19 protein-coding genes are annotated in these 22,563 nt (G+C 47.6%); 11 read left to right on the forward strand and 8 right to left on the reverse strand.

Annotation, left to right across the window (positions count from 1 at the left end; translation table 11 throughout):
- Positions 1 to 218 precede the first annotated feature (218 nt).
- The 5 genes from grxD (at position 219) to J3491_RS11110 (ending at position 5,038) form a co-directional block, all read left to right on the forward strand.
- Positions 219 to 569, forward strand: coding sequence for a Grx4 family monothiol glutaredoxin (gene grxD, locus J3491_RS11090; RefSeq protein WP_075102413.1), 351 nt, complete (start codon positions 219 to 221; stop codon positions 567 to 569).
- 183 nt (positions 570 to 752) lie between these two features.
- Positions 753 to 1,280: a hypothetical protein gene (locus J3491_RS11095; protein WP_207970256.1), complete on the forward strand. Its 528-nt coding sequence runs from the start codon at positions 753 to 755 to the stop codon at positions 1,278 to 1,280.
- A 277-nt stretch (positions 1,281 to 1,557) separates the two neighbouring features.
- Positions 1,558 to 3,453 (forward strand): tRNA uridine-5-carboxymethylaminomethyl(34) synthesis enzyme MnmG, encoded by a 1,896-nt coding sequence (mnmG, locus tag J3491_RS11100; RefSeq protein ID WP_207970257.1) that lies wholly within the window; start codon positions 1,558 to 1,560, stop codon positions 3,451 to 3,453.
- A 181-nt stretch (positions 3,454 to 3,634) separates the two neighbouring features.
- Positions 3,635 to 3,844, forward strand: coding sequence for a ChaB family protein (locus J3491_RS11105; RefSeq protein ID WP_207970258.1), 210 nt, complete (start codon positions 3,635 to 3,637; stop codon positions 3,842 to 3,844).
- Positions 3,845 to 4,078: 234 nt separating this feature from the next.
- Positions 4,079 to 5,038: an AEC family transporter gene (locus J3491_RS11110; RefSeq protein ID WP_207970259.1), complete on the forward strand. Its 960-nt coding sequence runs from the start codon at positions 4,079 to 4,081 to the stop codon at positions 5,036 to 5,038.
- 123 nt (positions 5,039 to 5,161) lie between these two features.
- On the opposite strand, the gene J3491_RS11115 is transcribed toward J3491_RS11110, so the two are convergent.
- The 3 genes from J3491_RS11115 to J3491_RS11125 all read right to left on the reverse strand — a co-directional run bounded on the left by J3491_RS11115 (position 5,162) and on the right by J3491_RS11125 (position 7,582).
- Positions 5,162 to 5,308, reverse strand: coding sequence for a hypothetical protein (locus tag J3491_RS11115; protein ID WP_207970260.1), 147 nt, complete (start codon positions 5,306 to 5,308; stop codon positions 5,162 to 5,164).
- Positions 5,309 to 5,356: 48 nt separating this feature from the next.
- The gene (locus J3491_RS11120) at positions 5,357 to 6,358 is read right to left on the reverse strand and encodes an LLM class flavin-dependent oxidoreductase (protein WP_207970261.1); all 1,002 of its coding nucleotides are present in this window, start codon (positions 6,356 to 6,358) and stop codon (positions 5,357 to 5,359) included.
- Positions 6,359 to 6,646: 288 nt separating this feature from the next.
- Positions 6,647 to 7,582: a LysR substrate-binding domain-containing protein gene (locus J3491_RS11125; RefSeq protein ID WP_075102417.1), complete on the reverse strand. Its 936-nt coding sequence runs from the start codon at positions 7,580 to 7,582 to the stop codon at positions 6,647 to 6,649.
- Between the two features lie 509 nt (positions 7,583 to 8,091).
- On the opposite strand from J3491_RS11125, the gene J3491_RS11130 reads away from it, so the two are divergent.
- The 4 genes from J3491_RS11130 (at position 8,092) to J3491_RS11145 (ending at position 13,159) form a co-directional block, all read left to right on the forward strand.
- The gene (locus J3491_RS11130; RefSeq protein ID WP_207970262.1) at positions 8,092 to 9,999 is read left to right on the forward strand and encodes an AmpG family muropeptide MFS transporter; all 1,908 of its coding nucleotides are present in this window, start codon (positions 8,092 to 8,094) and stop codon (positions 9,997 to 9,999) included.
- 76 nt (positions 10,000 to 10,075) lie between these two features.
- On the forward strand, positions 10,076 to 10,957 hold the full coding sequence (gene prmC / locus J3491_RS11135) for a peptide chain release factor N(5)-glutamine methyltransferase (protein ID WP_207970263.1): 882 nt from the start codon (positions 10,076 to 10,078) through the stop codon (positions 10,955 to 10,957).
- A gap of 56 nt (positions 10,958 to 11,013) precedes the next feature.
- Complete coding sequence (locus J3491_RS11140; RefSeq protein WP_207970267.1) at positions 11,014 to 11,808, forward strand: HesA/MoeB/ThiF family protein; 795 nt, start codon at positions 11,014 to 11,016, stop codon at positions 11,806 to 11,808.
- A gap of 31 nt (positions 11,809 to 11,839) precedes the next feature.
- Positions 11,840 to 13,159 (forward strand): ABC1 kinase family protein, encoded by a 1,320-nt coding sequence (locus tag J3491_RS11145; RefSeq protein ID WP_207970264.1) that lies wholly within the window; start codon positions 11,840 to 11,842, stop codon positions 13,157 to 13,159.
- 103 nt (positions 13,160 to 13,262) lie between these two features.
- On the opposite strand, the gene J3491_RS11150 is transcribed toward J3491_RS11145, so the two are convergent.
- On the reverse strand, positions 13,263 to 13,751 hold the full coding sequence (locus tag J3491_RS11150) for an Lrp/AsnC family transcriptional regulator (protein ID WP_100749496.1): 489 nt from the start codon (positions 13,749 to 13,751) through the stop codon (positions 13,263 to 13,265).
- Between the two features lie 218 nt (positions 13,752 to 13,969).
- Here J3491_RS11150 and leuA point away from each other — a divergent pair, with 218 nt between their 5' ends.
- Positions 13,970 to 15,754, forward strand: a complete 1,785-nt coding sequence (leuA, locus tag J3491_RS11155; RefSeq protein WP_207970265.1) for a 2-isopropylmalate synthase — start codon at positions 13,970 to 13,972, stop codon at positions 15,752 to 15,754.
- Positions 15,755 to 15,968: 214 nt separating this feature from the next.
- A complete protein-coding gene (locus tag J3491_RS11160) occupies positions 15,969 to 16,592 on the forward strand; it encodes a hypothetical protein (protein ID WP_075102424.1) in 624 nt (207 codons plus the stop codon).
- A 207-nt stretch (positions 16,593 to 16,799) separates the two neighbouring features.
- On the opposite strand, the gene accC is transcribed toward J3491_RS11160, so the two are convergent.
- The 4 genes from accC to J3491_RS11180 all read right to left on the reverse strand — a co-directional run bounded on the left by accC (position 16,800) and on the right by J3491_RS11180 (position 22,124).
- Positions 16,800 to 18,161: an acetyl-CoA carboxylase biotin carboxylase subunit gene (gene accC / locus J3491_RS11165; RefSeq protein ID WP_075102425.1), complete on the reverse strand. Its 1,362-nt coding sequence runs from the start codon at positions 18,159 to 18,161 to the stop codon at positions 16,800 to 16,802.
- A gap of 192 nt (positions 18,162 to 18,353) precedes the next feature.
- Positions 18,354 to 18,782 (reverse strand): acetyl-CoA carboxylase biotin carboxyl carrier protein, encoded by a 429-nt coding sequence (accB, locus tag J3491_RS11170; protein ID WP_075102426.1) that lies wholly within the window; start codon positions 18,780 to 18,782, stop codon positions 18,354 to 18,356.
- A 248-nt stretch (positions 18,783 to 19,030) separates the two neighbouring features.
- Entirely contained in the window at positions 19,031 to 20,398 is a 1,368-nt protein-coding gene (locus J3491_RS11175) for an MATE family efflux transporter (RefSeq protein ID WP_075102448.1), read from the reverse strand.
- 685 nt (positions 20,399 to 21,083) lie between these two features.
- Positions 21,084 to 22,124: a hypothetical protein gene (locus J3491_RS11180; RefSeq protein ID WP_207970266.1), complete on the reverse strand. Its 1,041-nt coding sequence runs from the start codon at positions 22,122 to 22,124 to the stop codon at positions 21,084 to 21,086.
- Positions 22,125 to 22,563 lie beyond the last annotated feature (439 nt).

Below are 22,563 nucleotides of genomic sequence, written 5' to 3' on the forward strand. Positions count from 1 at the left end.
CAATTTAAAAATGTTATAGCGCTACTGGTATAAATTTTCCTTGCGTGCTGTATACACAGAGGCTGCGAAAAATTCATCCCAGTCGCGCTTTGGAAATTATGACAGTTTTGTTTTCAACTGACTATATCTATATGCTTATTTGTCTATCGAATGAATGATTGGCAATACCGTTACCCCACATACCTTTTTAATAAACCGCTTTATCAATAGGAGCTTTTATGAGTGAGCAAACCCCAAACACCGCTGCAAACGATGTCGAACAACTGATTCGTGATCAGATCCGTGACAACAAAGTCCTTATCTATATGAAAGGCACGCCACAATTTCCGCAGTGCGGTTTTTCTGCACGCTCGATCGAAGTCTTGACGCAAATCGGCCGTCCATTTGCCTTTGTGAATATCTTAGAAAACCCAGAGATTCGTGCTACTTTGCCTAAGATTGCCAATTGGCCTACGTTTCCGCAGTTATGGATCAATGGCGAGCTGATGGGCGGCTCAGATATTATTTTAGAGATGTATCAATCAGGTGAGCTTAAGCCATTGGTTGAAGCCAACAGTCCTGCAGCGTAATATCTGTATGAAGATGTGGCCGCTAAGGTCTCTATAACGGCGCAACATCTGTCCAAGACCCGAGTCTGCCTACGCACGGCTCGGGTTTTTTGTGGGCGTGATGCGGCATTTTGCATTGTTTTTAGCGGTTTTGGCCCCATATAGGACTTAGGATAAATGCCATTTTAATAATAAGAGATACTTATGAATCATCCTGAAAAAAGCACCGCACCGCAAAACGAGCAAGCCGCTATTGAAAAGCGCCGCGAGCATTTAAAAGCTGAGTCGCAGCGTCTGATCGATATGGCGAATAATGAGCCACACTCGGCACTTAAGTGTATCCATCAGCTCAGTGTGGCAGGCGGTGCCACTGAAGCGACTTATATCGCTATTGAGCAGCGTATCGTGGCCGATCAAGATGCAGCAGGTGCTTATCACTTGGTCTTGTTGGCACAAAACACGCCTGATTTGCCCATCGATGCGCGCCAGCTGATTGAGTTGGTCGTCAATAAGGGTGACAATACGCAGCGTTTGGCCTTACTCAAAAATCTGCCGTTACCGCCTGTCAATCATATCAAAGAGACCATCTTGGCCAGCAATGATGGTGAGGCGATTGGACAAATGAACGCGTATTTGCAAATTAACCCAGAAGGCTATGGCAGTCACCATATGCTTGGTAGTAGTCAAAAAGATCGTATCGTGCCACTAAGCCCTGGCAATAGCATAGAGTAATGGCATTTATACGGCTTTATGAGTAAGTAAGCGGTAATTATTTGCTTTGGCTTCCTCAGTTATTTACTATAAATAGTTTTTGTTTGAGCATTTTTTACACATCAAAAAATTGTTATAATAATGGGTCATCTACTCCCTGATCAGCGGCTTATCTGAGCCGCTGTCTCTTTTTATTTTTTCTTCGATTTTAATTCGACTGACGTTTGTGGGCTGGGCGTTTGCTACGTGACAAAAAAGTAGTAAGCGAGGGCCGCGTTATGAGTCAAGTGAGGCATACATGCAATACCCAAAACATTACGACGTGATAGTGATCGGTGGTGGTCATGCTGGCACAGAAGCTGCGCTGGCAGCCGCACGTATGGGCGCGCAGACCTTGCTACTCACCCATAATATTGAGACGCTCGGACAAATGAGCTGTAACCCCGCGATTGGCGGTATTGGTAAGTCGCACCTAGTGCGTGAGATAGATGCGTTAGGTGGTGCGATGGCATTGGCAACCGACAAGGCAGGTATCCAGTTTCGGGTGTTAAATAGCCGTAAGGGTGCTGCTGTACGTGCCACGCGCGCACAAGCGGATCGTATCTTGTACAAAGCCGCCATTCGTCATACGCTTGAGAACCAGCCCAATCTTGATTTATTTCAACAAGCGGCCGATGATATCTTAGTAGAAAATGGCCGCGCGACAGCGGTGGTTACCTCGACAGGTATTGTTTTCAAGACAGAAACAGTCGTTCTGACGTCAGGGACGTTTTTGGGCGGTGTCATTCATATCGGACTTGAAAACGCAAAAGGTGGCCGCGCAGGAGATCAGCCTTCTATCAAGCTGGCTGACCGCTTGCGTGAGCTCAAGCTGCCAGTCGGCCGCCTAAAGACCGGCACGCCTGCGCGTATCGATGCGCGTACGGTGGATTTTAGCGTCATGACGGTACAGCCGGGTGATACACCGCTGCCCGTAATGAGCTATATGGGTGATGTCTCTATGCATCCTGAGCAAGTCAATTGCTATATCACCCATACCAATGCGCGTACCCATGACATCATCCGCGAAAACCTTGATCGCTCGCCGATGTTTTCTGGCAAAATCGAAGGCGTCGGCCCGCGTTATTGCCCGTCTATCGAAGACAAAATTCATCGTTTCGCTGATAAAGACAGTCATCAAATCTTTATCGAGCCTGAAGGCCTGACCACACATGAGTTGTATCCAAATGGTATCTCAACCAGCTTGCCCTTTGATGTGCAGTTAGACTTTATTCATAGTATGAAGGGGCTTGAGAATGCACACATCACCCGTCCAGGGTATGCTATCGAATACGACTACTTTAATCCACAAAGCCTAAAACCCACGCTTGAGACCAAATCCATTGATCGCTTGTACTTTGCAGGGCAAATCAACGGTACGACGGGTTATGAAGAAGCGGGCGTGCAGGGGCTGCTAGCTGGTACTAACGCGGCACTCGTCACCACCAATAATAGTGAGTTTGAGACGTGGACACCGCGCCGTGACGAGGCGTATCTGGGCGTACTTGTCGACGATCTCATCACCCACGGTACCAAAGAGCCGTATCGTATGTTTACCAGCCGTGCTGAATATCGTTTGCTCCTGCGTGAGGACAATGCCGATCAGCGCTTGACCGAGACGGGCCGCAAGCTTGGTTTGGTTGATGACGCTCGCTGGCAAGCATATCAAGACAAAATGGAAGCCATCGCCACCGAATCTGCTCGTCTAAAAGACATGTGGGCCACGCCTGCCAATGCCCTTGGAAAAAAACTTACTGAGCAAACCGGTGAGGTCTTATCCAAAGAAGCCACGGCGTTTGACTTACTAAAACGTCCGCAGATTCACTTTGCGGATATTGCTGCGATGACTGACTCGCAAGTCGATGAGCAAGTGGGTGAGCAGATAGAAATCTCGGTCAAGTACGCCGGCTATATCGACCGTCAATCCGAAGAGATTGTGCAAATGAAGCGTTTGGAGAGTACGGCATTACCGATGGATTTTGATTATAGTGTGGTCTCAGGCTTATCAAATGAGATCGTACAAAAGCTATCGCAAGTACGGCCTGCGACGCTAGGTCAAGCTGGTCGCATCAGCGGTGTGACGCCGGCGGCGGTTCAGCTGCTAGCCATGACGGTCAAAAAACAAAAAAAAGCACAGGCGACGCTTAGCGTTTGATGATGACACAGATTTGTCATTCAATATAAGACAGCAAGAGGCTCGCCCTAACACCCATAATGATTTGTCATTATGGGTTTTTTGTTGCTAAGGGCTTGGCGGTTTTTGGCGACAACAAAAATAGCAGGTAAAATACTGTATCGGCAATGAAGCCAATTAATGACAAAAAAGGAGTGCGATTATGCCTTACAATACCTTATCAGAGCTGCCAGTGGCGGTAAAAGACCATCTACCCAAACACGGACAAGAGATATTTCTTGCGGCATTTAATAGTGCAAGCGAGCAGTACGACGACGAGTCACGCTGGTTTGCCACGGCATGGGCGGCGGTCGAAAACGTCTACGAAAAAAACTCGGACGGCAAATGGGTCAAAAAACCAGACCATAAATAACGCTTTTGGCCTGTAGCGAGATGTAGTTACTGACACTCAGAAGCACGTAGCACACAGTATCCTGCCTGCCAGTTTTATGTGGGATTGACTATAGCTGCATGGCGATAGACCAAATGTCAGCCGATTTTATGCTAGATTAGGCCTTTATCTGATTTTCTAGTCACCTTATCACCTGATATAGAGACATGGCGGCAAACGTGCTGCTGTGCGGCTATGGTGTTTTTTGAGTTTTTTATGATAGAAGCCATCATTTTTGCGATTACCATTGTCTTACCTAACTTAGCGCTGATGGGGTTGGGGTTTTTTATGCAAAGGCGCGGTGAGGCCAGTCAGGTTTTTATCGATCAGGCCTCAAGCTTTGTGTTTAATTACTGCTTGCCGTGCTTGCTTTTTTTTAGTGTGGTCGACAGTGAAGTGGACTATGCTAAGCAAATCACGCTGATCGTGGCAGGTATTGTCGTGACCTTTATTTTGTTTGTCGGTGCAGAGCTCTATGCCAAGCGTTTTGTCAGTCGGCCCATCGATCAAGGGGTTTTTGTCCAAGGTGTCTTTCGTAGCAATATGGCAATCATTGGCTTGGCGACTGTGGCAAACGCCTATGGCGAGCGCGGCTTGAGTATCGGCGCTGTTTATATGGGTGTGGTGACTATATTGTTTAATATCCTCGCTGTCATTACGCTCAGCCGTGTGTCGAAAAACATAGACGATACGTGGGTGAGCCGCAGTGTGATGATCAGCAAAAAGCTGTTTACCAATCCACTGATACTTGCTCTACTGGCCGCATTTACCTACAAGGCGCTGATGCTACCACCGCTGACGGGGGTGGTTCATAAGACAGGCGATCTGCTGGCGGCTGTGGCGCTACCACTGGCACTGATATGTGCTGGCGCGAGTATTGATCTAAAATCGATGCTGCATCCATCGGGCTTGTCCATGCAGGCAAGTATCGGCCGTATCGTGATAGCGCCTATCGTTGCTATCGCCGTTGGACTGAGCTTTGGGCTGTCAGGGGTGCATATGGGCGTGCTGTTTTTGATGGTGGCGTCACCAACCGCCGCCGCCAGCTACGTGATGGCAAAAGCCATGGGCGGCAATGATGTACTCGCGGCCAATATTTTGGCCTTTACGACAGTGGTGGGGATGTTTGGTATGGCGATTGGGGCGGCGATGCTGCGTGTATTGGCTTTGATCTGATATAGACGGTCTGAATGAGGCGCGTGCGCTATTTGAGGCAGTCCATACACACCGTCTATATCAATGCCATCGTCACGTATTGAAATCAGCAAATGTGAATAATGGCATACTGCATGTCTGTGCCTACTCGTCTTTTGCACGCTTATTATCGCGGCGCTGCTTGCGTTTGGGGCTGGTACGATACGTCAGATAACCGCCAACGACCAGCACAGCAATAAACGCTGCAATGTACAAAAATATCGATGAACCAATAAAAGTAGAGGGTTCCATAAGTATGATCTCATAGTGGTTTATCAATAATTATGCAAGCGCCCTATCTTATTGTAAAGTAAACAAATTTAGCTCTGGTGTAAGTTCAAGTGAACGTAAACGCGCTGCTTGATCATAGACGTTGGCCGTGACGATTAGCTCATCTGGCTCATATTGTACCAAAAACTGCGCAAGCTTTGGCTTGACAGTCTCAACTGAGCCAATAAACGATACTGACAGCGCATTATCCACCATCATTTTTTCAGCCGCACTCCAGATACTATCCATATCATGAGTGGGTTTGGGCATTTGTCCCGTTTCGCCTCGGCGCAAACGTACAAAGCTCTGCTGCGCTGAGGTAAAGTGGTACTGTGCGGTGGCATCATCATCAGCGAGTAGCAGGTTGGCGGCCAGCATCACATACGGCTTTTGTAAATATGCTGAAGGTGTAAACTGCTCGCGGTAGGTATTAATCGCCTGCGCTAGCATCTGCGGGGCAAAATGCGAGGCAAACACATACGGCAAGCCTAAGTGCGCCGCTAATGTCGCGCCAAACAGCGATGAGCCTAAGATCCAAATGGGCACATTAGACTTGGCTCCAGGGAACGCCTGTACAGGACTGTTGTCCGTATCGTTGCCCAAAAAATACTGCAGCTCTTGTACATCCTGCGGAAAGCGCTCAGCATCTTTCATCTGCCGGCGCAGCGCCTGAAACGTCGCGCCATCAGTACCAGGGGCGCGGCCCAAACCGAGATCAATTCGATCGCCATAAAGCGCTTGTAAGGTGCCAAACTGTTCAGCGATGACCAGTGGGGCGTGGTTGGGCAGCATCACACCGCCTGCACCGATACGGATACGACTGGTCTGGCTACCGATATGCGACAGCAGTACCGAGGTGGCAGCACTGGCGATACCTGGCATGTTGTGATGCTCTGCCATCCAGTAGCGGTTGAGGCCGACTTTTTCTGCTTGCTGAGCGGTTGCCACGGTTTGGGCGATACCGTCAGCGATGGTTTTACCTTCGGGTACGGGGGCGAGATCCAAAAACGATAAAGGGATAGTATTACTCATAAGTCACCTAATATTTGTGACCGCCTTTAAGCGGTATGATTATATTTGTAGTTGACTGTATTAGGGCGCATCTGCAATTTAAAAGTAGCAATAACAAATCTTAAAATTTTTTTAATATGCTTGTTGAACTGATAAAAATACAGAGCACCGCTATATATCAATAGCGGTGCTCTGTATGGAGGGGCGGTGCCCTGTATAAAGGTTTTTTGTCTTGTTATATCTCGGCTAGGGGAATAGCGGGTATAGGCGCTTTTTTAGCAGCTGCTATAGCGATTGACTAAACTGCTGCTATAGCGATTGACTAAACTGCTGCTGACAGAGCGTCATAAAGGCGCGGCCATATTGGCGAATCTCAGCATCATCGCGTACTGCCATCCAACTGGTAAACCGTCCAAAATGATCGACGGGGATGGCGGTTAGGTTTTGATAGTGACTGGGCTCAAACGCCATCTCGGCGATGATCCCAATGCCCAGCCCTAGACCCACGTAAGTGCTAATCACGTCGGCATCGAGCGCGGCCAAAACGATATCAGGCTCAAGACCAGCATTGTTAAAGGTCTTGTCGATAGCGCCGCGACCGGTAAAGCCGCCATGGTAAGTCACAATCGGATAGCTGGCCAGCGTCGGCAGATCAATGGACTCTAAGCCTGCAAGCTCATGATCGCTTGGTACGATGACGCGGTGTGTCCAGTCATAATAACGATAACAGCGTAGGTAGTTATTATGGAGCAATGACTCCGTTGCAATACCAATATCGGCCTGCCCACGAATGACCATCTGCGCGATGGTCTCAGGATCCGCTTGCTGCAAGATTAAGTTGACTTTTGGAAATCGCTCTTTGAACTCTTTGACCACTTTTGGCAGTACGTATCTGGCCTGCGTGTGCGTGGTGGCAATTGTCAAAGTACCGATATTTGGATTATTAAAATCCAGACTTAGGTTTTCGATGGTGCGGATTTCAGCAAAGATAGACTCGATATGCGGCATCAGCGCCGTACCCATCGCCGTCAGCCCAGTCAGACGTTTGCCTTGACGGATAAACACTTCGGTCTTGAGCTGGTTTTCGAGCGCGGCAATATGTTTGGATAAGCTCGATTGACTGGTGTGTAGTACGGTCGCAGCCTGGCTTAAGTTATAGCCATTAATCACCGTGTGCCACACCGTCTCCAACTGTTTGAGCTGAATTTGTAGATGTCGCTGATTGACCACTACGTCGATTGCCATAACTAAATCCTATTGTATAAATATACAGACCCTGCCTGTATATAAAATGCTTGTATATAAAAATGAAAACGTACGAATACGGCCTAGTGTAAAACAAAGTTATTATTCTTGTATATAATAAATAGCTATCAAATTATGATAATTATGAATATAGGCTGTAAACATAGGTTGTGAATATAGAAAGTTTCGTCACATTCAGCTTTATTAGCTGTCATAACGTATTTGCGATAAAGAACTGTTTAAAGAAGCAAGATACGGCGTTGAATAAGAAATATGATTAACAATAAAGTAAGGTAGAAGCGGTAAAGGGATACAGTGATTGATAAAGGGACAACATAAAGCCTCAATATTAGATTTACTTGCCAGCCCATACAAAAATATCTAGTCAAGGTCAGCGTTCTCAAGTACCATAATTCAATTTTGTTATTATGACTATCGTCATACAAGCCCAATGCGCGTGTGGTGCTGTATGATGGTGTGTTATCTGTCCTAAGTGCTGGTGAGTTATTATGTCTGCTGTCAAATCTGTGCCACCCAATCAACCGAGTGCAAAAAAATCATGGGGCGAGGCCGCCAAGGCTTATTTGGACTCGCGTGTCATTGTGATGCTGTTTTTGGGGTTTTCAGCCGGTATTCCTATCTTGCTGATATTTTCTAGTCTGTCGTTATGGCTAAGAGAAGCGGGGATAGATCGCAGCGTGGTGACGATGTTTAGCTGGGCGGCACTTGGTTATTCGTTTAAGTTTATTTGGGCGCCTTTGATTGATGCGCTGCCGGTGCCTTTTTTGACCAAGTGGCTGGGACGGCGTCGCAGCTGGATGGTGGTGTCGCAGCTGCTTATCGTATTGGCGATCTTTTTGATGGCGACCGTCAATCCTGTCAGTGAAGATGTGCTGATTTATATGGCAGGTGCGGCGGTATTGCTGGGTTTTTCGTCAGCCACCCAAGATATCGTCATTGATGCCTATCGTATTGAGCTGGCACCGCCGTCTATGCAGTCGATTTTGTCTTCTATTTATGTGTCAGGCTACCGTATCGGTATGATTGTCGCTGGGGCAGGTGCGCTGTACTTGGCGGACTATTTTGGCTCGACGGAGGCTTTTTATAGTTATGAAGCATGGCGCAATACCTATTATATTATGGCAGGGGTCATGACGTTGGGTATCTTGACGACGTTTGCCAGCTATGAGCCGACCGCTGAGATATTGCAAAGCAACAAACAACATCGCAATTTAAAGGTTTTTTTGATTTATTCAGCGTTGCTGCTCATACCAGGGCTGTTGTTTGGTGTGGTTTATTTACTCAATATGCTGATTAACTTGGCGCTCGATACTCCTGTGGCATTGATACCGCAGGTCGCTCTGCCCAGTATCAAGTTTTACTTTTTGGCATTGGTTGCTTGTGCGCCCCTGCTGCTGCTGTACTTTATTATCAATCAGCCAAAAATCATCAATAAAGCACCGCTGGTAGCCGAGACGCGTGAAGACTATGTCAGACTGGTATTATTGTTTGTCTTTGCTGTCATGGCATTTATCGCCGCCTATGTATTGACAGGGCAGCTCTTGCCGGCGTTTGACGGGGTGTTTGTCAGCTTTGTTAGTGAGACGCTGCATTTATTGATGAGCTTGGCAGTCGCTTTAGTAGCAGGCTTTGCGCTGGTGCAGGCGGGGCTAGTCAACAAACAAATTGCCATGGCGACATGGATTGAACCGATTGTTGATTTTTTTAGACGCTATGGTATGAAAGCGCTTTTGCTACTGGCGCTGATCGGCTTATATCGTATCTCTGATATCGTCGCTGGGGTCATATCCAATGTGTTTTACCAAGACATGGGCTTTAGCAAAACCGACATCGCCAATGCGGTAAAACTGGTTGGGGTGATTATGGCCATCGCTGGTGGCTTTTTGGGTGGACTGTTAGCGCAGCGATTTCGTATCATGCATGTCATGATGATTGGTGCCATCTTGGCATGTGCGACCAATTTATTGTTTGTGGTTTTGACTTATAATCCAGGCAGCCTGCCTATCATGTATATGGCGGTGATATTTGACAATTTAGCGGCAGGGCTGGCCAGTGCTGTGTTTATCGCTTTTTTGTCTGCTTTGACGTCCATACGTTTTACGGCTGTGCAGTATGCGATTTTTTCCTCATTGATGACCTTGATTCCTAAGGTGATGGGCGGCTATTCTGGCTCTATCGTCGATAGCATGGGTTATCCGTTTTTCTTTATTTTTACCTTTGCCATCGGTATTCCAATTTTGGCGCTGATTTATTTTGTCGATAAACACATCGTCATCGGTGATAATGATGATATTTATGATAATGACGATGATGATAATGGTGCGGGCGCGCCTTCATTGACCAAGGCAAACCCTAACTTGGCTGACACCAAAGCGCCGCCTCGTGCATCAGAGTAGTGGTCATTTATATCGTTAGGGCTCTGTAGTTAATGTCGGCGTTTGAGAGTATATATGAAAAATATAAGCGGTAGTCATGTCTAGTATTAAACATCTAAAACAGTACATTCGCCAGCTATCGGATGAGGCTGACAATAGCCGTTTGCCTTCGTTTTGGTTTACAGATTGGCTGCTGGCGGTCATTGATAAACCGTCCTTATTTTTGATTACTGACGAAGAGTATCAGCTGACAGAAAGTGAGCTTGCGCAGTTTTATGCGGGTATCGAAAAACTGCAGGCCGGTATCCCATTGGCATATCTGACCGGTCAACAAGCGTTTTGGTCGCTTAGCTTTACTGTCAATGAGCATACACTCATTCCTCGGCCCGACACTGAAGTATTGGTCGAGCAAGTACTACAATGGATACAATCGCAGCCGATAAATGACGAGCATCCTACACCAAAACGTCTTTTGGATTTAGGCACTGGCTCAGGCTGTATCGCGATCAGTTTGGCGCATGAGCTAAAGCACCACTTGCGATATGCTCATTGGCATACTGTTGCGCTCGATGTCTCGCCTGAAGCGCTAGAGGTTGCTAAGTATAATGCGCTGATCAATGAAGTGGGGGAGATTGATTTTATCCAGAGCAGTTGGTATGAGTCGCTGCCGACCGACATGATGTTTGATGTGATTGTCTCAAACCCACCTTATATCGATGAGGAAGATGCGCACTTGGCACATTTGAGAGCCGAGCCAATGAGCGCTCTTAGTGCGCCCAATCATGGTCTGGCTGATATCGAGCATATCACGCAGCTGGCACCTAAATATCTGCGTGCAGGCGGGCTACTGGCGCTAGAGCACGGATTTGATCAAGGTGAGGCGGTGCGTCAGATACTCTCGTCCCATGGCTTTGGCGCGATACAGACGGTGCAAGACTATGGCGGAAACGATCGGGTGACGCTGGGGCATCTGGCATAAAGGGCTTTTTAGATGTTTTTTCTAACAAATCGTGGTGAAAGAGTGTGATAAAAGATATGACGCAGGCGACAGAGGCACAGCCGCTATCAGATAGCGAGCTGATGCGTTATGCGCGGCAGATACTGCTAGAGGGCTGGGATGTCGATGCTCAGTTACGTTTAAAATCAGCGCGCGTCGTTATGATAGGAGCCGGTGGCCTTGGGTGTCCGGCTTCTGAGACGCTGGTACGGGCGGGGCTTGGACAAATCCATTTGATCGATGATGATGTGATTGAGGCCAGCAATCTGCAGCGGCAGACGCTGTTTCTGCCTAGTGACATCGGCAAAGCCAAAGCCCTGACAGCCGCGCAGATGTTAGAAAAAATCAATCCGTTGATAATGGCGCGTGGGTCAGTGGCAAGGCTGAGCGAAGACAATGCCTATGAGCTACTGGGCATGGCATCTGGCAAGCCTGATTTATTATTGGACTGTACGGACAATTTTGCTACCCGCGATATGATCAATCGTATCAGTGTGCGCTATCAGCTTCCGTTATTGTCTGCCTCAGCGATCGCCATGCAAGGGCAGCTGGCCTTGTATGAGCCGCATCGGCAGACGGGCTGCTATCATTGTGTCTTTGGCTCGGTGCTCATCGATGCAGAGGCAGATGAGCGAAACTGTGCCAACTCGGGTGTGCTGGCAAGTACGACCGCGATTATGGGCAACCTACAAGCCAATGCGGCGCTGCAATATCTAGGATTAACCAAAAATCCACTGACAAATAAGCTACTGATATGGGATGGTAGCCAGATGCAGCAACGGCTGATGGGCTATCGTCCAGACCCAGCATGCCCTATCTGCGCCCATGCCTAAACTCAATCGATCGTGGTATAAGTTATTTTTTATGAAAATTCATCGTCCGCATTTATTAAAACACACCTTCAATGTCGTCAATCGGGTTCGTCAAACTGCAAGTGTGGCAGGTCTCTCGGCGCTCAGAGTCGCCAAAGGTGAAAAGCCAGACGCGAGGCTATTAAAAGAAACCTTTGAGCAGCTTGGCACCACTTATATCAAGATAGGCCAGTTTATCGCCAGCACGCCATCGTTGTTTCCGCGTGAGTATGTCAAAGCGTTTCAGAGCTGCTTGGATCAAACCACGCCATTGTCGTACACCTATATCGAGCAGGTATTAAATGAAGAGCTGGCAACGGATGGCATGACGCTTGAGGATAAGTTTGCGCATATCGACCCGACACCGCTGGCGTCGGCATCTATCGCCCAAGTGCATGCTGCGCGCCTACATAATGGTGATGAGGTGGTGCTCAAGGTACAAAAACCTGGTGTCGAGACCATCATGCAGACGGATTTGGGCGTATTGTATGGGGTTACCAAACTGCTTGAGCTGCTGATGCCATCGATGAAATTTGCCAGTATTGCACCGATCATCGATGAGATTCGGTTGCGTATGCTGGCCGAGACGGATTTTATCGCTGAAGCGCAAAACATTCGAGATTTTCAGCAGTTTTTAGCAGTATCTGGCAATACTCGCGTGGTCGCGCCCAAAGTATATGAGGCGCTGACCACCAAGCGTGTGTTGACCATGAGCCGATTGTATGGGGTATCAATGGTCGATGAAGTGCTGATGCGTCAGTACTGTGCCGACCCTGCGCAGGTGATGGCGGATACCTTAAACACCTGGTTTGCCAGTTTGATGCTGTGTAATAGTTTCCATGCAGATTTGCATGCGGGTAATTTGATGCTGCTGACCGATGGACGCATTGGTTTTTTAGACTTTGGAATCGTGGGTAGGCTCAAAGCTGAGAGCTGGCGCGCTTGTATGGGAATGATGCAGGCCATGCAAGACAGTGACTATCAAGCGATGGCACGTCATATGGTCGATATGGAAATGACGCACGAGAGCCATCAGGTGGATGTCGCCGCACTGGGCGATGACTTGCAGCGCATGATGCAGACCATCATGGCAGAGGACAAAGCTTTTACTAGCGGTGTGCCATTTAATAGTAAAGAGCAAGCCGACGAGCTCAACCAGATGATGCTAGAAATCGTGGAAGTTGGCAAACGTCATGGTATTCACTTCCCGCGGGACTTTGCCTTATTGACCAAGCAGATGTTGTATTTTGATCGTTTTATGCGTACGCTTGCGCCCGATATGGACATGTTTAGCGATCAGCGGGTACAGATGCTGGGGCAGACGGTGAGCTAAAATCACAAATGATTGTGCCTGTTGTATCTATTGCACCTGTTATACCTAGGGCGTGTCCTTGGCTAGATTCAAGTTGCCAGCGCGGCACGTCCTAATATAGCCGTCAAACCACATTGCGGCTAAACACTTCTCGCAGCTCAAAACTTGTATGTACTTGGGCGACGCCCTCGATACGATTGAGGCGATGCAATAAAAACTCTTCATAATGCGCCATATCGCGTACCCGCACCTTAATCAGATAGTCCTCTGTACGACCGGTGACGATACTACAGCTCACCACTTCATCAAAGCTTTGAATTTTTGACTCAAATATCTCAAAACGCTCGGCAGTATGACGATCCATGCTGATGGCGATAAAGACGGCAAGCGGGTAGCCGAGCTTTTGCGCGTCTGTCTGTGTGTGGTAGCCGGTGATGATGCCGGTGTCTTCTAAGCGCTTGATGCGGCGCGCGCATGGCGTCGCCGAGAGATTGACCTGCTCTGCCAGCTCCGTGATACTCATGCGCGCTTGCGTCTGTAGCAAGCGTAATAGCGCTCTGTCGGTCTCGTCAATCTCTACAGAAAACCCTTTATCAATATAGCTGTTTGACATAAATATCCATCTTATTAGTGAAATGTACTAATTATAGTGATAAATTCGGAGTTTTTCACCAAAATAGCCTCAAATAAGACAAAAGAAAGCTGATTTTCGGCTGACAAAATTTGATATTATGATGGCATAAAGAGTGGTTATCTCGTATGATAAACATAAATCCAATCATCAACCATCCTGTAAAACCCATAACCCTTGATATCATCTAAGGATTGATTATGTCTGACCAAGCCACACGCACGGCGGCAAGCACAGCTGCCAAGATCACCCCAAAAAATGCTGCTTTTGATTATAAAAAGTATCGTCCATTTGCGTTTGCTCCTGCGCTGCCAGATCGCACATGGCCGAGCAAAACAATCGACAAAGCACCAATCTGGGCAAGCGTGGATCTGCGTGATGGTAACCAAGCACTGATTGATCCGATGACCATCGAGCAAAAAATGCGTTTTTTTAAGACCTTGGTCGCCGTCGGTTTTAAAGAGATCGAAATCGGCTTTCCATCGGCTGCGCAGGTTGAGTTTGATTTTGCCCGCAAACTTATCGAAGAAAACCATGTGCCTGATGATGTCACCTTACAAGTATTGGTACAGGCGCGTGAGCATTTGATCGCTCGTACCTTTGAGTCGTTGAAGGGCGCTAAGCGGGCGATTGTCCACGTCTATAATTCAACGAGCCGTGTCCAACGCGAAAAAGTCTATGGTAAAGACAAAGCCGAGATCAAAGAGATAGCAATCGCTGGGGCCAATCTGTTGGTAGATTATGCGGCTAAATATCCTGAAACCGAATGGGTCTTTCAGTATTCTCCTGAGAGCTTTAGCCAGACGGAGACTGAATATGCGGTGGAGGTCTGCGATGCTGTCTGTGAGGTATGGCAACCCCAAAATGGGCAGGAAGTGATTTTAAACTTACCCGCCACGGTTGAGGCCTCTATGCCCAATGTCTTTGCCGATCAGGTTGAGTATTTTTGCCGTCATCTCACCCACAGAGAGCATTTGACGGTCAGTTTGCATACGCACAATGATCGCGGCTGCGCGGTAGCAGCCGCAGAGCTTGGCGTCTTGGCGGGTGCCGATCGTATCGAGGGCACGTTGCTCGGAAATGGCGAGCGCACAGGTAACATGGATGTCATGGTCATGGCCATGAACTTATTTAGCCAAGGTGTCGATCCTGAGCTTGATTTTAGCAACATGAGCGAAATTGTACAGGTGGTGAGCGAGTGTAATAACTTGCCACTGCATCCGCGTCATCCGTATGTTGGTGAGCTGGTGTTTACCGCCTTTAGTGGCTCGCACCAAGACGCCATCAAAAAATCGCTCGATTATAATGAAAGACATCAAGACGAGACGGACGATATCTGGGATGTGGCCTATCTGCCAATTGATCCTGCGCATATTGGTCGTAGCTACCAAGATGTCGTCCGTATCAACAGCCAATCGGGTAAAGGCGGCGTCGCTTATATCTTGCAGCGTAACTACGGCTTTAATTTGCCGCGCTGGATGCAGATCGACTTTAGCGGTGTGGTACAAAAACAAGCCGAACGCGTGGCGCGCGAATTGCAAAACGACGAAATCTTGCAAACCTTTGAAGACACCTATCTGCAGCAAGGCAGCTTTGAGCTATTAGACTATAGTGTCAATAATAAAGGCGGCGAGGTCTACTTTAATGGTCAAGTGCAGATGAATGGCGATATCATCGACATCGATGGTACTGGTAATGGGCCGTTGTCGTCCTTTATCAATGGTTTGGCCCAACATACAGGGAAGTCATTGCACATCATCAATTATGCTGAGCATGCAATCAACCCGCAGCATAATAGTGGTCACGGCATCGATGATGATACCAATCGAGACAATAAAACCAACGCCAAAGCCGCCGCTTACATTCAGTTAAATGTCGATGGTGAGGTGTACTCTGGTATCGGTACGTGCAGTAGTACGGTATCGGCGATGCTAAAAGGCGCGCTATCGGCCTTTGCGCAGGCAGTCGGTGCGGTCGCCGCCTAAATCTGACAGCGGGTGATACGCCCCTACTATTGGTTATTATAACGCCATAGCGTTTTGCATCATGCAAGCGGCGCTATGGCGTTGTTTTGTGTGAGGTACAGACAGCACTGGTGGCGTTACGACTAATAGCATAAAGTTACTTGTGTTTTTAGTGTCTAAGACTTACGCTAACGTATATAGCACCTACTATAAAACAATAAATCAAAGGTTAATTATGGAACCTATATCATTTGCTTCATTTACTTTGGCCTCTATTTTGGCCTCATTACCTGCCAATGGTGAAGTCGTGACCAAACCGACCATCACGACACATATCAGTCCTGCTATCGCGGGGCAGTGGGAGATAGATTTGGACAGTAGCATCACGATGACCAAAGACGCGCAGGCGCGGCAAGCGGCTCGAAAAGAGAGACTGGCGTCAGCGAATAGCGAGCCGAAGATTAAGGAGGGCGCCGCAGCAGGCGGGATACTCACACAAAGCGAGGAGCGCATCCTACAGACTGAGCCAAATACCGATCAAAACTTACTCGCCTCAACTGCTAAGTCTAATCAATGCCGTGAGTTGTATAACTTTGGTGCGGATAATGAGATGTGGGCGGTAAGTGGTAAGGAATGGACGTACGGACGTTACTTGGTGACGCACCGCGAGGAAGGGCTGCCTATTATCGCCCTCAAGACTGTTTATGACAATAACGAAGTAGACTGCTCAGGCAATCAAATTGATCAGACCGATGAGGCACTCATTGCGTTTTTGTACCATGATGGCAACCAAATGCAGTGGTGTGCAGATCCTGAGGGTAACGAATGCTTTATGAATTTTCATAGAATCCTGCCATAAGCTCTCATCAAGGTTGATATGGTTAAATCCCTAAAAACTGATATCGCGCTGCTAGAAGGGGTTTGCGCAGTATCGAGCGGCGTAGACACAGCCAGCCAATAAAGTCTATATCAGTAGCCTTGCCTTTATCTGTATATGTCTTATTTGGTCAAAAAAACCGCCAATCGTTGATTGGCGGTTTTTTATTGAGTCATACAGCAAGCCAAATTATGAGTCGGCTTTGGCATTGTTGGGCGTTAAAAGCTCTCTTTCTAGGTAGTGAATGTTTTGGGCTTCATGGACAAAATTGTCATCCGCCAAAATCACATCGCGATGCAGCGGTATATTGGTTTTGATGCCTTCAATGACGAGCTCATCAAGCGCATGCAGGGTCTTGGACACCGCTTGTTGGCGCGTTTGACCATGGCAAATCAGCTTGCCAATGAGCGAGTCATAATAGGTCGGTATCTCATAGCCAGGGTAGAGGTGTGAATCAAAACGCACGCCTGCACCGCTTGGTGTAAACAGCTGAGAGATGGTGCCTGGGCAGGGGACAAAAGTAGCAGCGTCCTCGGCATTGATACGGCACTCAATCGCATGACCTTGTACTTCGATCTCGCTTTGACGATAAGACAGGCCATAACCGGCTGCGATTTTGAGCTGTTCGACGACCACATCGATACCGGTGATCATCTCAGTCACAGGGTGCTCTACTTGCACGCGCGTGTTCATCTCGATAAAGAAAAACTCGTTGTTTTCGAACAAAAACTCAAAGGTGCCCGCGCCGCGATATTTGACCAGCTCGCAGGCTTTTACGCAGGCTTTTAAGATAGGCTCGCGCACATCGTCTGGGATATCAGGGGCAGGGGCTTCTTCTAGTACTTTTTGGTGACGGCGCTGTAGTGAGCAATCACGGTCATAGAGGTGAATGGCGTTACCATTACCATCCCCTAACACTTGTATCTCGACGTGGCGCGGGTTTTGTAGATAGCGCTCCATATAGACGGTGTCATCACCGAACCACAGCTCCGCTTCTTGTTTGGCGGCTTGTACTTGTCCAATCAGCTCATCAAAACGCTCGACCACGCGCATGCCGCGACCACCACCACCAGAGGCAGCTTTGATCAAAAGCGGAAAGCCGATATTGCGGGCTTGCTCTTCGGCATTGTGCAAGGTGACTGCGCCCACAGAGCCTGGGACGGTTGGCACGCCTGCTTTTTTCATGGCATTAATCGCCGAGACTTTGTTGCCCATTAAGCGGATATGATCGGCATTGGGACCGACGAAGGTCAGTCCTGCTTCTTCTACTTGTTCGGCAAATTCAGCATTTTCAGATAAAAAACCGTAGCCTGGATGGATGGCGTCAGCACCCGTTATTTCTGCCGCCGTCAAGATCGTATTGATATCGAGGTAGCTTTGGTTGGCATTGGGTTTGCCGATACAGATAGCTTCGTCAACAAAGCGCAGATGCATAAGATTGGCATCTGCGGTGGAGTAGACGCCGACGGTTTCGATACCTAACGCCTTACAGGCTCGAACGATACGTAGGGCGATTTCACCTCTATTGGCAATGAGCAGTTTTTTTATCATGGGGTCATCCTTTTTGACGCGGCAGACATTGATTGAGCCTTGATGGGGAGCTTCGGCATTTGATATCCGTATTCGGCATCGGTAGGTAGTGACAGTTTACAACAACGTGAAACGGTATAAAGTGCCAAAATAAGGTGCCGAAATAAAGTGCTAAAGACTCAATCAGTATGAAGTAAAGTGAGGCAAATATCGTTACGCTTTATAGCGTATGACAGGTTGACCAAACTGCACAACTTCAGAGTTATCTACCAAAATCTCGTCAATGACACCGCTTTGGGTGGCCTCAAGAGGGTTCATGATTTTCATCGCTTCGATAATACCAAGTGTGTCGCCCGCTTGTACTTTTTGGCCGACCTTAACAAACGGCGGATCATTGGGGCTTGGGGCAGAATAAAAAACGCCAACCATTGGCGATGTCTCAACGCTACCTGCCTTTGCTGCTGGTTTTGTATCTGCAGCCACTGGTGCTGCGCCAGCAGTAGGAGCGGCCATCATGGTCGGTACAGGGGCATCATAGTGACGAGTGAGACTGATGTGTTCGTCATCAGAGCTGATTTCTAGATTGACCAGTTCACTTTCTTCCATGAGGGCGATGAGGGTGCGTATTTTTTCAATATCCATAGTTTTTATCTTGCCTTGTACTAAATTCGAGAAATAGTGTAACTAAATATTGTTTGATTGCTAATGATACCTAGATTCAGGCCAATGAGCAATCAATGTACAGTTGTTAACTGAGAATTTTTACATATTTTGACGTAATCTAGCTGTTTTAGTAAGAAACCCACTACGATTTATCATTATCGATGTGGTTTTTGAGCCATGCTGCTTGTACATCGTGCTGCGTTCGGTCGTACATTTGTATGATAGCCCTAACCCCAAAGCGCCGTTAGACGTCTTTGTTGATAACGCAAACGCAGCGTCAACAAGATAGAGGATAAAAACAGCCCCGTAATCAGTGCCATCCAAAATCCTTGAGCGCCGACATCGGTAAAACGTACCAAATAAATACCCAGCGGCAATGCCACCACCCAATAACAAAACAACGTCACCCACATCGGTACAGTGGTGTCCTGCATACCGCGCAGTATCCCCGCGACATTGACCTGCCAGCCGTCAAACAGCTGATAACCAAGAGCAAATACCAGCAAATGCATAGACTGAGCGATGACCGCAGGGTTGTCGGTAAAGGCTGCTGCCAGCTGTGGTCGAAATAGCCAAATCCCTAGCATACATGTGAGGGCAATGAGTATCGTCCAGGTCAGCCCCGTTGCCTGTACTTGACGCAGTGCCAGCAGGTTTTTTTCGCCAAAACGATTGGATATCATGATGGTCAGTGCCATCGCGACCGATATCGGTATCATAAACAGCTGAGAGGTCACCGCCAGTGCGACTTGATGTGATGCGGTCGCCAGCTCGCCAAGCGGACTGATGACAAGCGCGCCCAAACTAAAGAGGCTCGCCTCAAAAAAGATAGAAACACCAATGGGAATGCCCAGTTTTAGCAGTTTTTTGATTTGCTGACGGTTAGGACTGGCAAAACCATAAAAAAAGCGGGTACTGGCAAATTGTTGCCGTTTGGTAAAGCTGGTATAGGTAGCAAGCAGTAGCACGTTTATCCATAGTACCAAAGCTGTAGCAACACCGCAGCCTGCACCGCCCATCTCAGGCATCCCAAACAAACCATGAATGAAGATATAGTTAAGTGGGATGTCCGCTAACAGACCAATGATGCTGATAATGGTTACCGGCTCAGGCCGACCCAATGCTTCGCAGTAGCTGCGAAGGACAGCATAAACGGCCAGCGCAGGAAACCCAAACGATACACCATGTAGGTACTGTGTCGCTATCGGTTGGATGTTTGCTGGTACGCCCATGATACCAAGGATATTGGGTGCCAAATTCACAATAATGAAGCCAACAATACCGATAACCCCAGCAGTCCACAAAGACTGCTGGGTGATATGAGGTACTTTACTGTGTTCGTTTTGTCCGATGGCCTCACCGATCAGAGGCGTGGTGGCAATCAAGATGCCAGTGGCCAATAAAAACAGCGGCAGCCAGATACCAGAGCCGACAGCCACGGCCGCCAAATCAAGCGCTGAGACCTGACCTGCCATGATGGCATCTACCACACCCAGCGCCGCCTGACAAAACTGGGTAATCAAAATAGGAAGTGCCAGCACGCCTAAGCGTAAGCTGTAGCTTCTAAAATCTCTAAAGGATAATGGGAAAACCATAGTGAGCAACTTTTTATTCTTGACGATAATGATCGTTGAGGCGTCAAACGCGCCATCAACAAATGAATAGGGAAACAGCCACACCATTTTCAAAGCGTTCAATCATAAAAACTAAAACCAGTCAGTACCGTACGGCGATTGATGCGCTGCTCTAAAAAGCATACTGGCAGACTGCCATCAGCTATATGTTGCACTCTTTGAAAATGGTATAAGATGATAATGATGCCGATAATTTATATGAACAAGCGCATATAGACTAGGGCGTGTCTTCAATTCACTCGATAGTTATCTAAATGGGCCAAAAATGGCCAAATTTTGCCAAACATCGTCAAATAGCGGGTTTATATCTCGATATTAACGGCGCTATTTTCCTTGTTTGGCCGCAATTTATCTCATTTTTATCACCATTTTTGAAATAAAGACACGCCCTCAGGATAAAATAAAAGTCTAGGCACCAAAATAAAAATAACCCGTCAATTCACTAGGGGAATTGACAGGTCATCATTAGATAAGATGGTAAAGAAGCCGCCCCCTGATGTCAACGCTTTAACGCGTCATATATGACTGTAAAAACACCACCGGAGCGTAGTCGCCCATGAGTCACAAGTTATAGACTATAAATCATAGGCTACGAGAAATAGGCTACAAAGCCTGAGCCAAGAGAGAAAGGCTGTGCTGCGCTTATTTATAGTGATTCAGGCAAGTCTTGCACCACCGCTTGATAGCCGATCAGATCGTTTGCCGCGTCAAAGGCTTGTACAACGATAGCGTAGTTGGTCGGGCTAGCTGGGATAAGCGGAGAAAAGGTCGTCTCACCAGCGGACAATACCAGATTTTGTACATAGCCGTTCGCGCCAGTCTCTGCTTTGTTGATATCGATTTGGCTGACCAGTATATATTGTGTGTTTCGCGGGTTTTGCCATGTCGCGACTTTTTGACTGCCATTGCCGCTGACATCTACATTCAGCTCACCTAGGCGGTAATCAAGTGGGTAGGTCTTAAAGTTAGAGCGGTCGCTGATGGTATAAGTGACATTGCAGTTTTTCTCGCTACTGGTTAGCGTTTGTCCGCCCAGACCGTCCTGATACTCAAAGCTGCCTTGCCACGCGGTACCCGCTTGTTTTTTCTCAAAGCTACCTGCAAAGGTGGTAAATAGGTTCGGTGTCTCAATGCCCAAGTCATTGACATACTTCACATCCAAAAACGCTAGCGTATCGAGGCTGCCGGTCACTTTGCCTGCGATATAGTTGTCCACTTTGATTGCAGAGTTGATGCCCAGTGTGTTGTTTTCTTGACAAGCTTGTTGCTGGTAGCTAAAACTACCATCGACGCTGCCCAAACCGTCTTTGCTGATGTCAAAATAAACAGCCCCGATATCGATATCATTATCATCGCCGTCCTCAATTTCAACGAAGTGTCCGACATACAAGCCGCCGAGGCCGCCTTCTGGGGTGAGTTTGTCTAAGAAGTTGTCTAGCGACTCTTCTGGCAAAAACACGGACTCCAAAATCTCAGCCATGCTTTTTTCGTCATCGCTCAGTTTGTCTTCTACCTCTTTATACTCTTCTTTGACCTTGTCTTCTATACGATCATATTCTTCTTTTACCTGATCCTCAATACGATCATATTCCTCTTTGACTTTGTCACCATCACTGCCGCAGGCGCTGAGGGCCAGACTAGCCATGCTTAACGTTAATGCTGATAATAATAATTTGGGTGCGCTCATAAATGCGTCCTGATGATGAGTTGGCAGTGACTTAGCCATAAAAAAAGAAGGTATTGCGACATTTGTAATATAGCAGAATTTAAATAGCAAACGCACAGATAAATGTGCATAGATGCCAGCAGGTTTCTTACCCAATCGTTACACAGTCAACCAAGGTCAGTCGGACAGTAACATTGATGTTTCGGCCATGTCCAAAATAGCGTGCCAGTGTTTGGGCGTCAAAGGAATCACCGTCAGCTGCTCACAGCCTTTTTTGGGTAATAGGGCGTATTGAACATTCAACCATGGCACTGACAGAGACTATTTTTTAGACGATTCGAAGGTAAAAATAGTAAGCTTAGTCGCTCTAAGCGTCTATTTTTACCAATGAAGCGGCAAAAAAGAGTCCTGTCCCTACGGCTGATGCTAAAATTGCGCCATACTGCGTTGCAAACCTAGC

Origin of the sequence: Psychrobacter halodurans (assembly GCF_017498075.1) — a bacterium.
GTDB lineage: Bacteria > Pseudomonadota > Gammaproteobacteria > Pseudomonadales > Moraxellaceae > Psychrobacter > Psychrobacter celer.

Coding starts and splice junctions, on each gene's coding strand:
- J3491_RS11160 (WP_075102424.1), top strand. CDS start 15,969: ATGGAACCTATATCATTTGCTTCATTTACTTTGGCCTCTATTTTGGCC.
- J3491_RS11150 (WP_100749496.1), bottom strand. CDS start 13,751: ATGTCAAACAGCTATATTGATAAAGGGTTTTCTGTAGAGATTGACGAG.
- J3491_RS11105 (WP_207970258.1), top strand. CDS start 3,635: ATGCCTTACAATACCTTATCAGAGCTGCCAGTGGCGGTAAAAGACCAT.
- accC (WP_075102425.1), bottom strand. CDS start 18,161: ATGATAAAAAAACTGCTCATTGCCAATAGAGGTGAAATCGCCCTACGT.
- grxD (WP_075102413.1), top strand. CDS start 219: ATGAGTGAGCAAACCCCAAACACCGCTGCAAACGATGTCGAACAACTG.
- J3491_RS11125 (WP_075102417.1), bottom strand. CDS start 7,582: ATGGCAATCGACGTAGTGGTCAATCAGCGACATCTACAAATTCAGCTC.
- J3491_RS11120 (WP_207970261.1), bottom strand. CDS start 6,358: ATGAGTAATACTATCCCTTTATCGTTTTTGGATCTCGCCCCCGTACCC.
- prmC (WP_207970263.1), top strand. CDS start 10,076: ATGTCTAGTATTAAACATCTAAAACAGTACATTCGCCAGCTATCGGAT.
- J3491_RS11140 (WP_207970267.1), top strand. CDS start 11,014: ATGACGCAGGCGACAGAGGCACAGCCGCTATCAGATAGCGAGCTGATG.
- J3491_RS11145 (WP_207970264.1), top strand. CDS start 11,840: ATGAAAATTCATCGTCCGCATTTATTAAAACACACCTTCAATGTCGTC.
- J3491_RS11115 (WP_207970260.1), bottom strand. CDS start 5,308: ATGGAACCCTCTACTTTTATTGGTTCATCGATATTTTTGTACATTGCA.
- J3491_RS11175 (WP_075102448.1), bottom strand. CDS start 20,398: ATGGTTTTCCCATTATCCTTTAGAGATTTTAGAAGCTACAGCTTACGC.
- accB (WP_075102426.1), bottom strand. CDS start 18,782: ATGGATATTGAAAAAATACGCACCCTCATCGCCCTCATGGAAGAAAGT.
- J3491_RS11095 (WP_207970256.1), top strand. CDS start 753: ATGAATCATCCTGAAAAAAGCACCGCACCGCAAAACGAGCAAGCCGCT.
- mnmG (WP_207970257.1), top strand. CDS start 1,558: ATGCAATACCCAAAACATTACGACGTGATAGTGATCGGTGGTGGTCAT.
- leuA (WP_207970265.1), top strand. CDS start 13,970: ATGTCTGACCAAGCCACACGCACGGCGGCAAGCACAGCTGCCAAGATC.
- J3491_RS11130 (WP_207970262.1), top strand. CDS start 8,092: ATGTCTGCTGTCAAATCTGTGCCACCCAATCAACCGAGTGCAAAAAAA.
- J3491_RS11180 (WP_207970266.1), bottom strand. CDS start 22,124: ATGAGCGCACCCAAATTATTATTATCAGCATTAACGTTAAGCATGGCT.
- J3491_RS11110 (WP_207970259.1), top strand. CDS start 4,079: ATGATAGAAGCCATCATTTTTGCGATTACCATTGTCTTACCTAACTTA.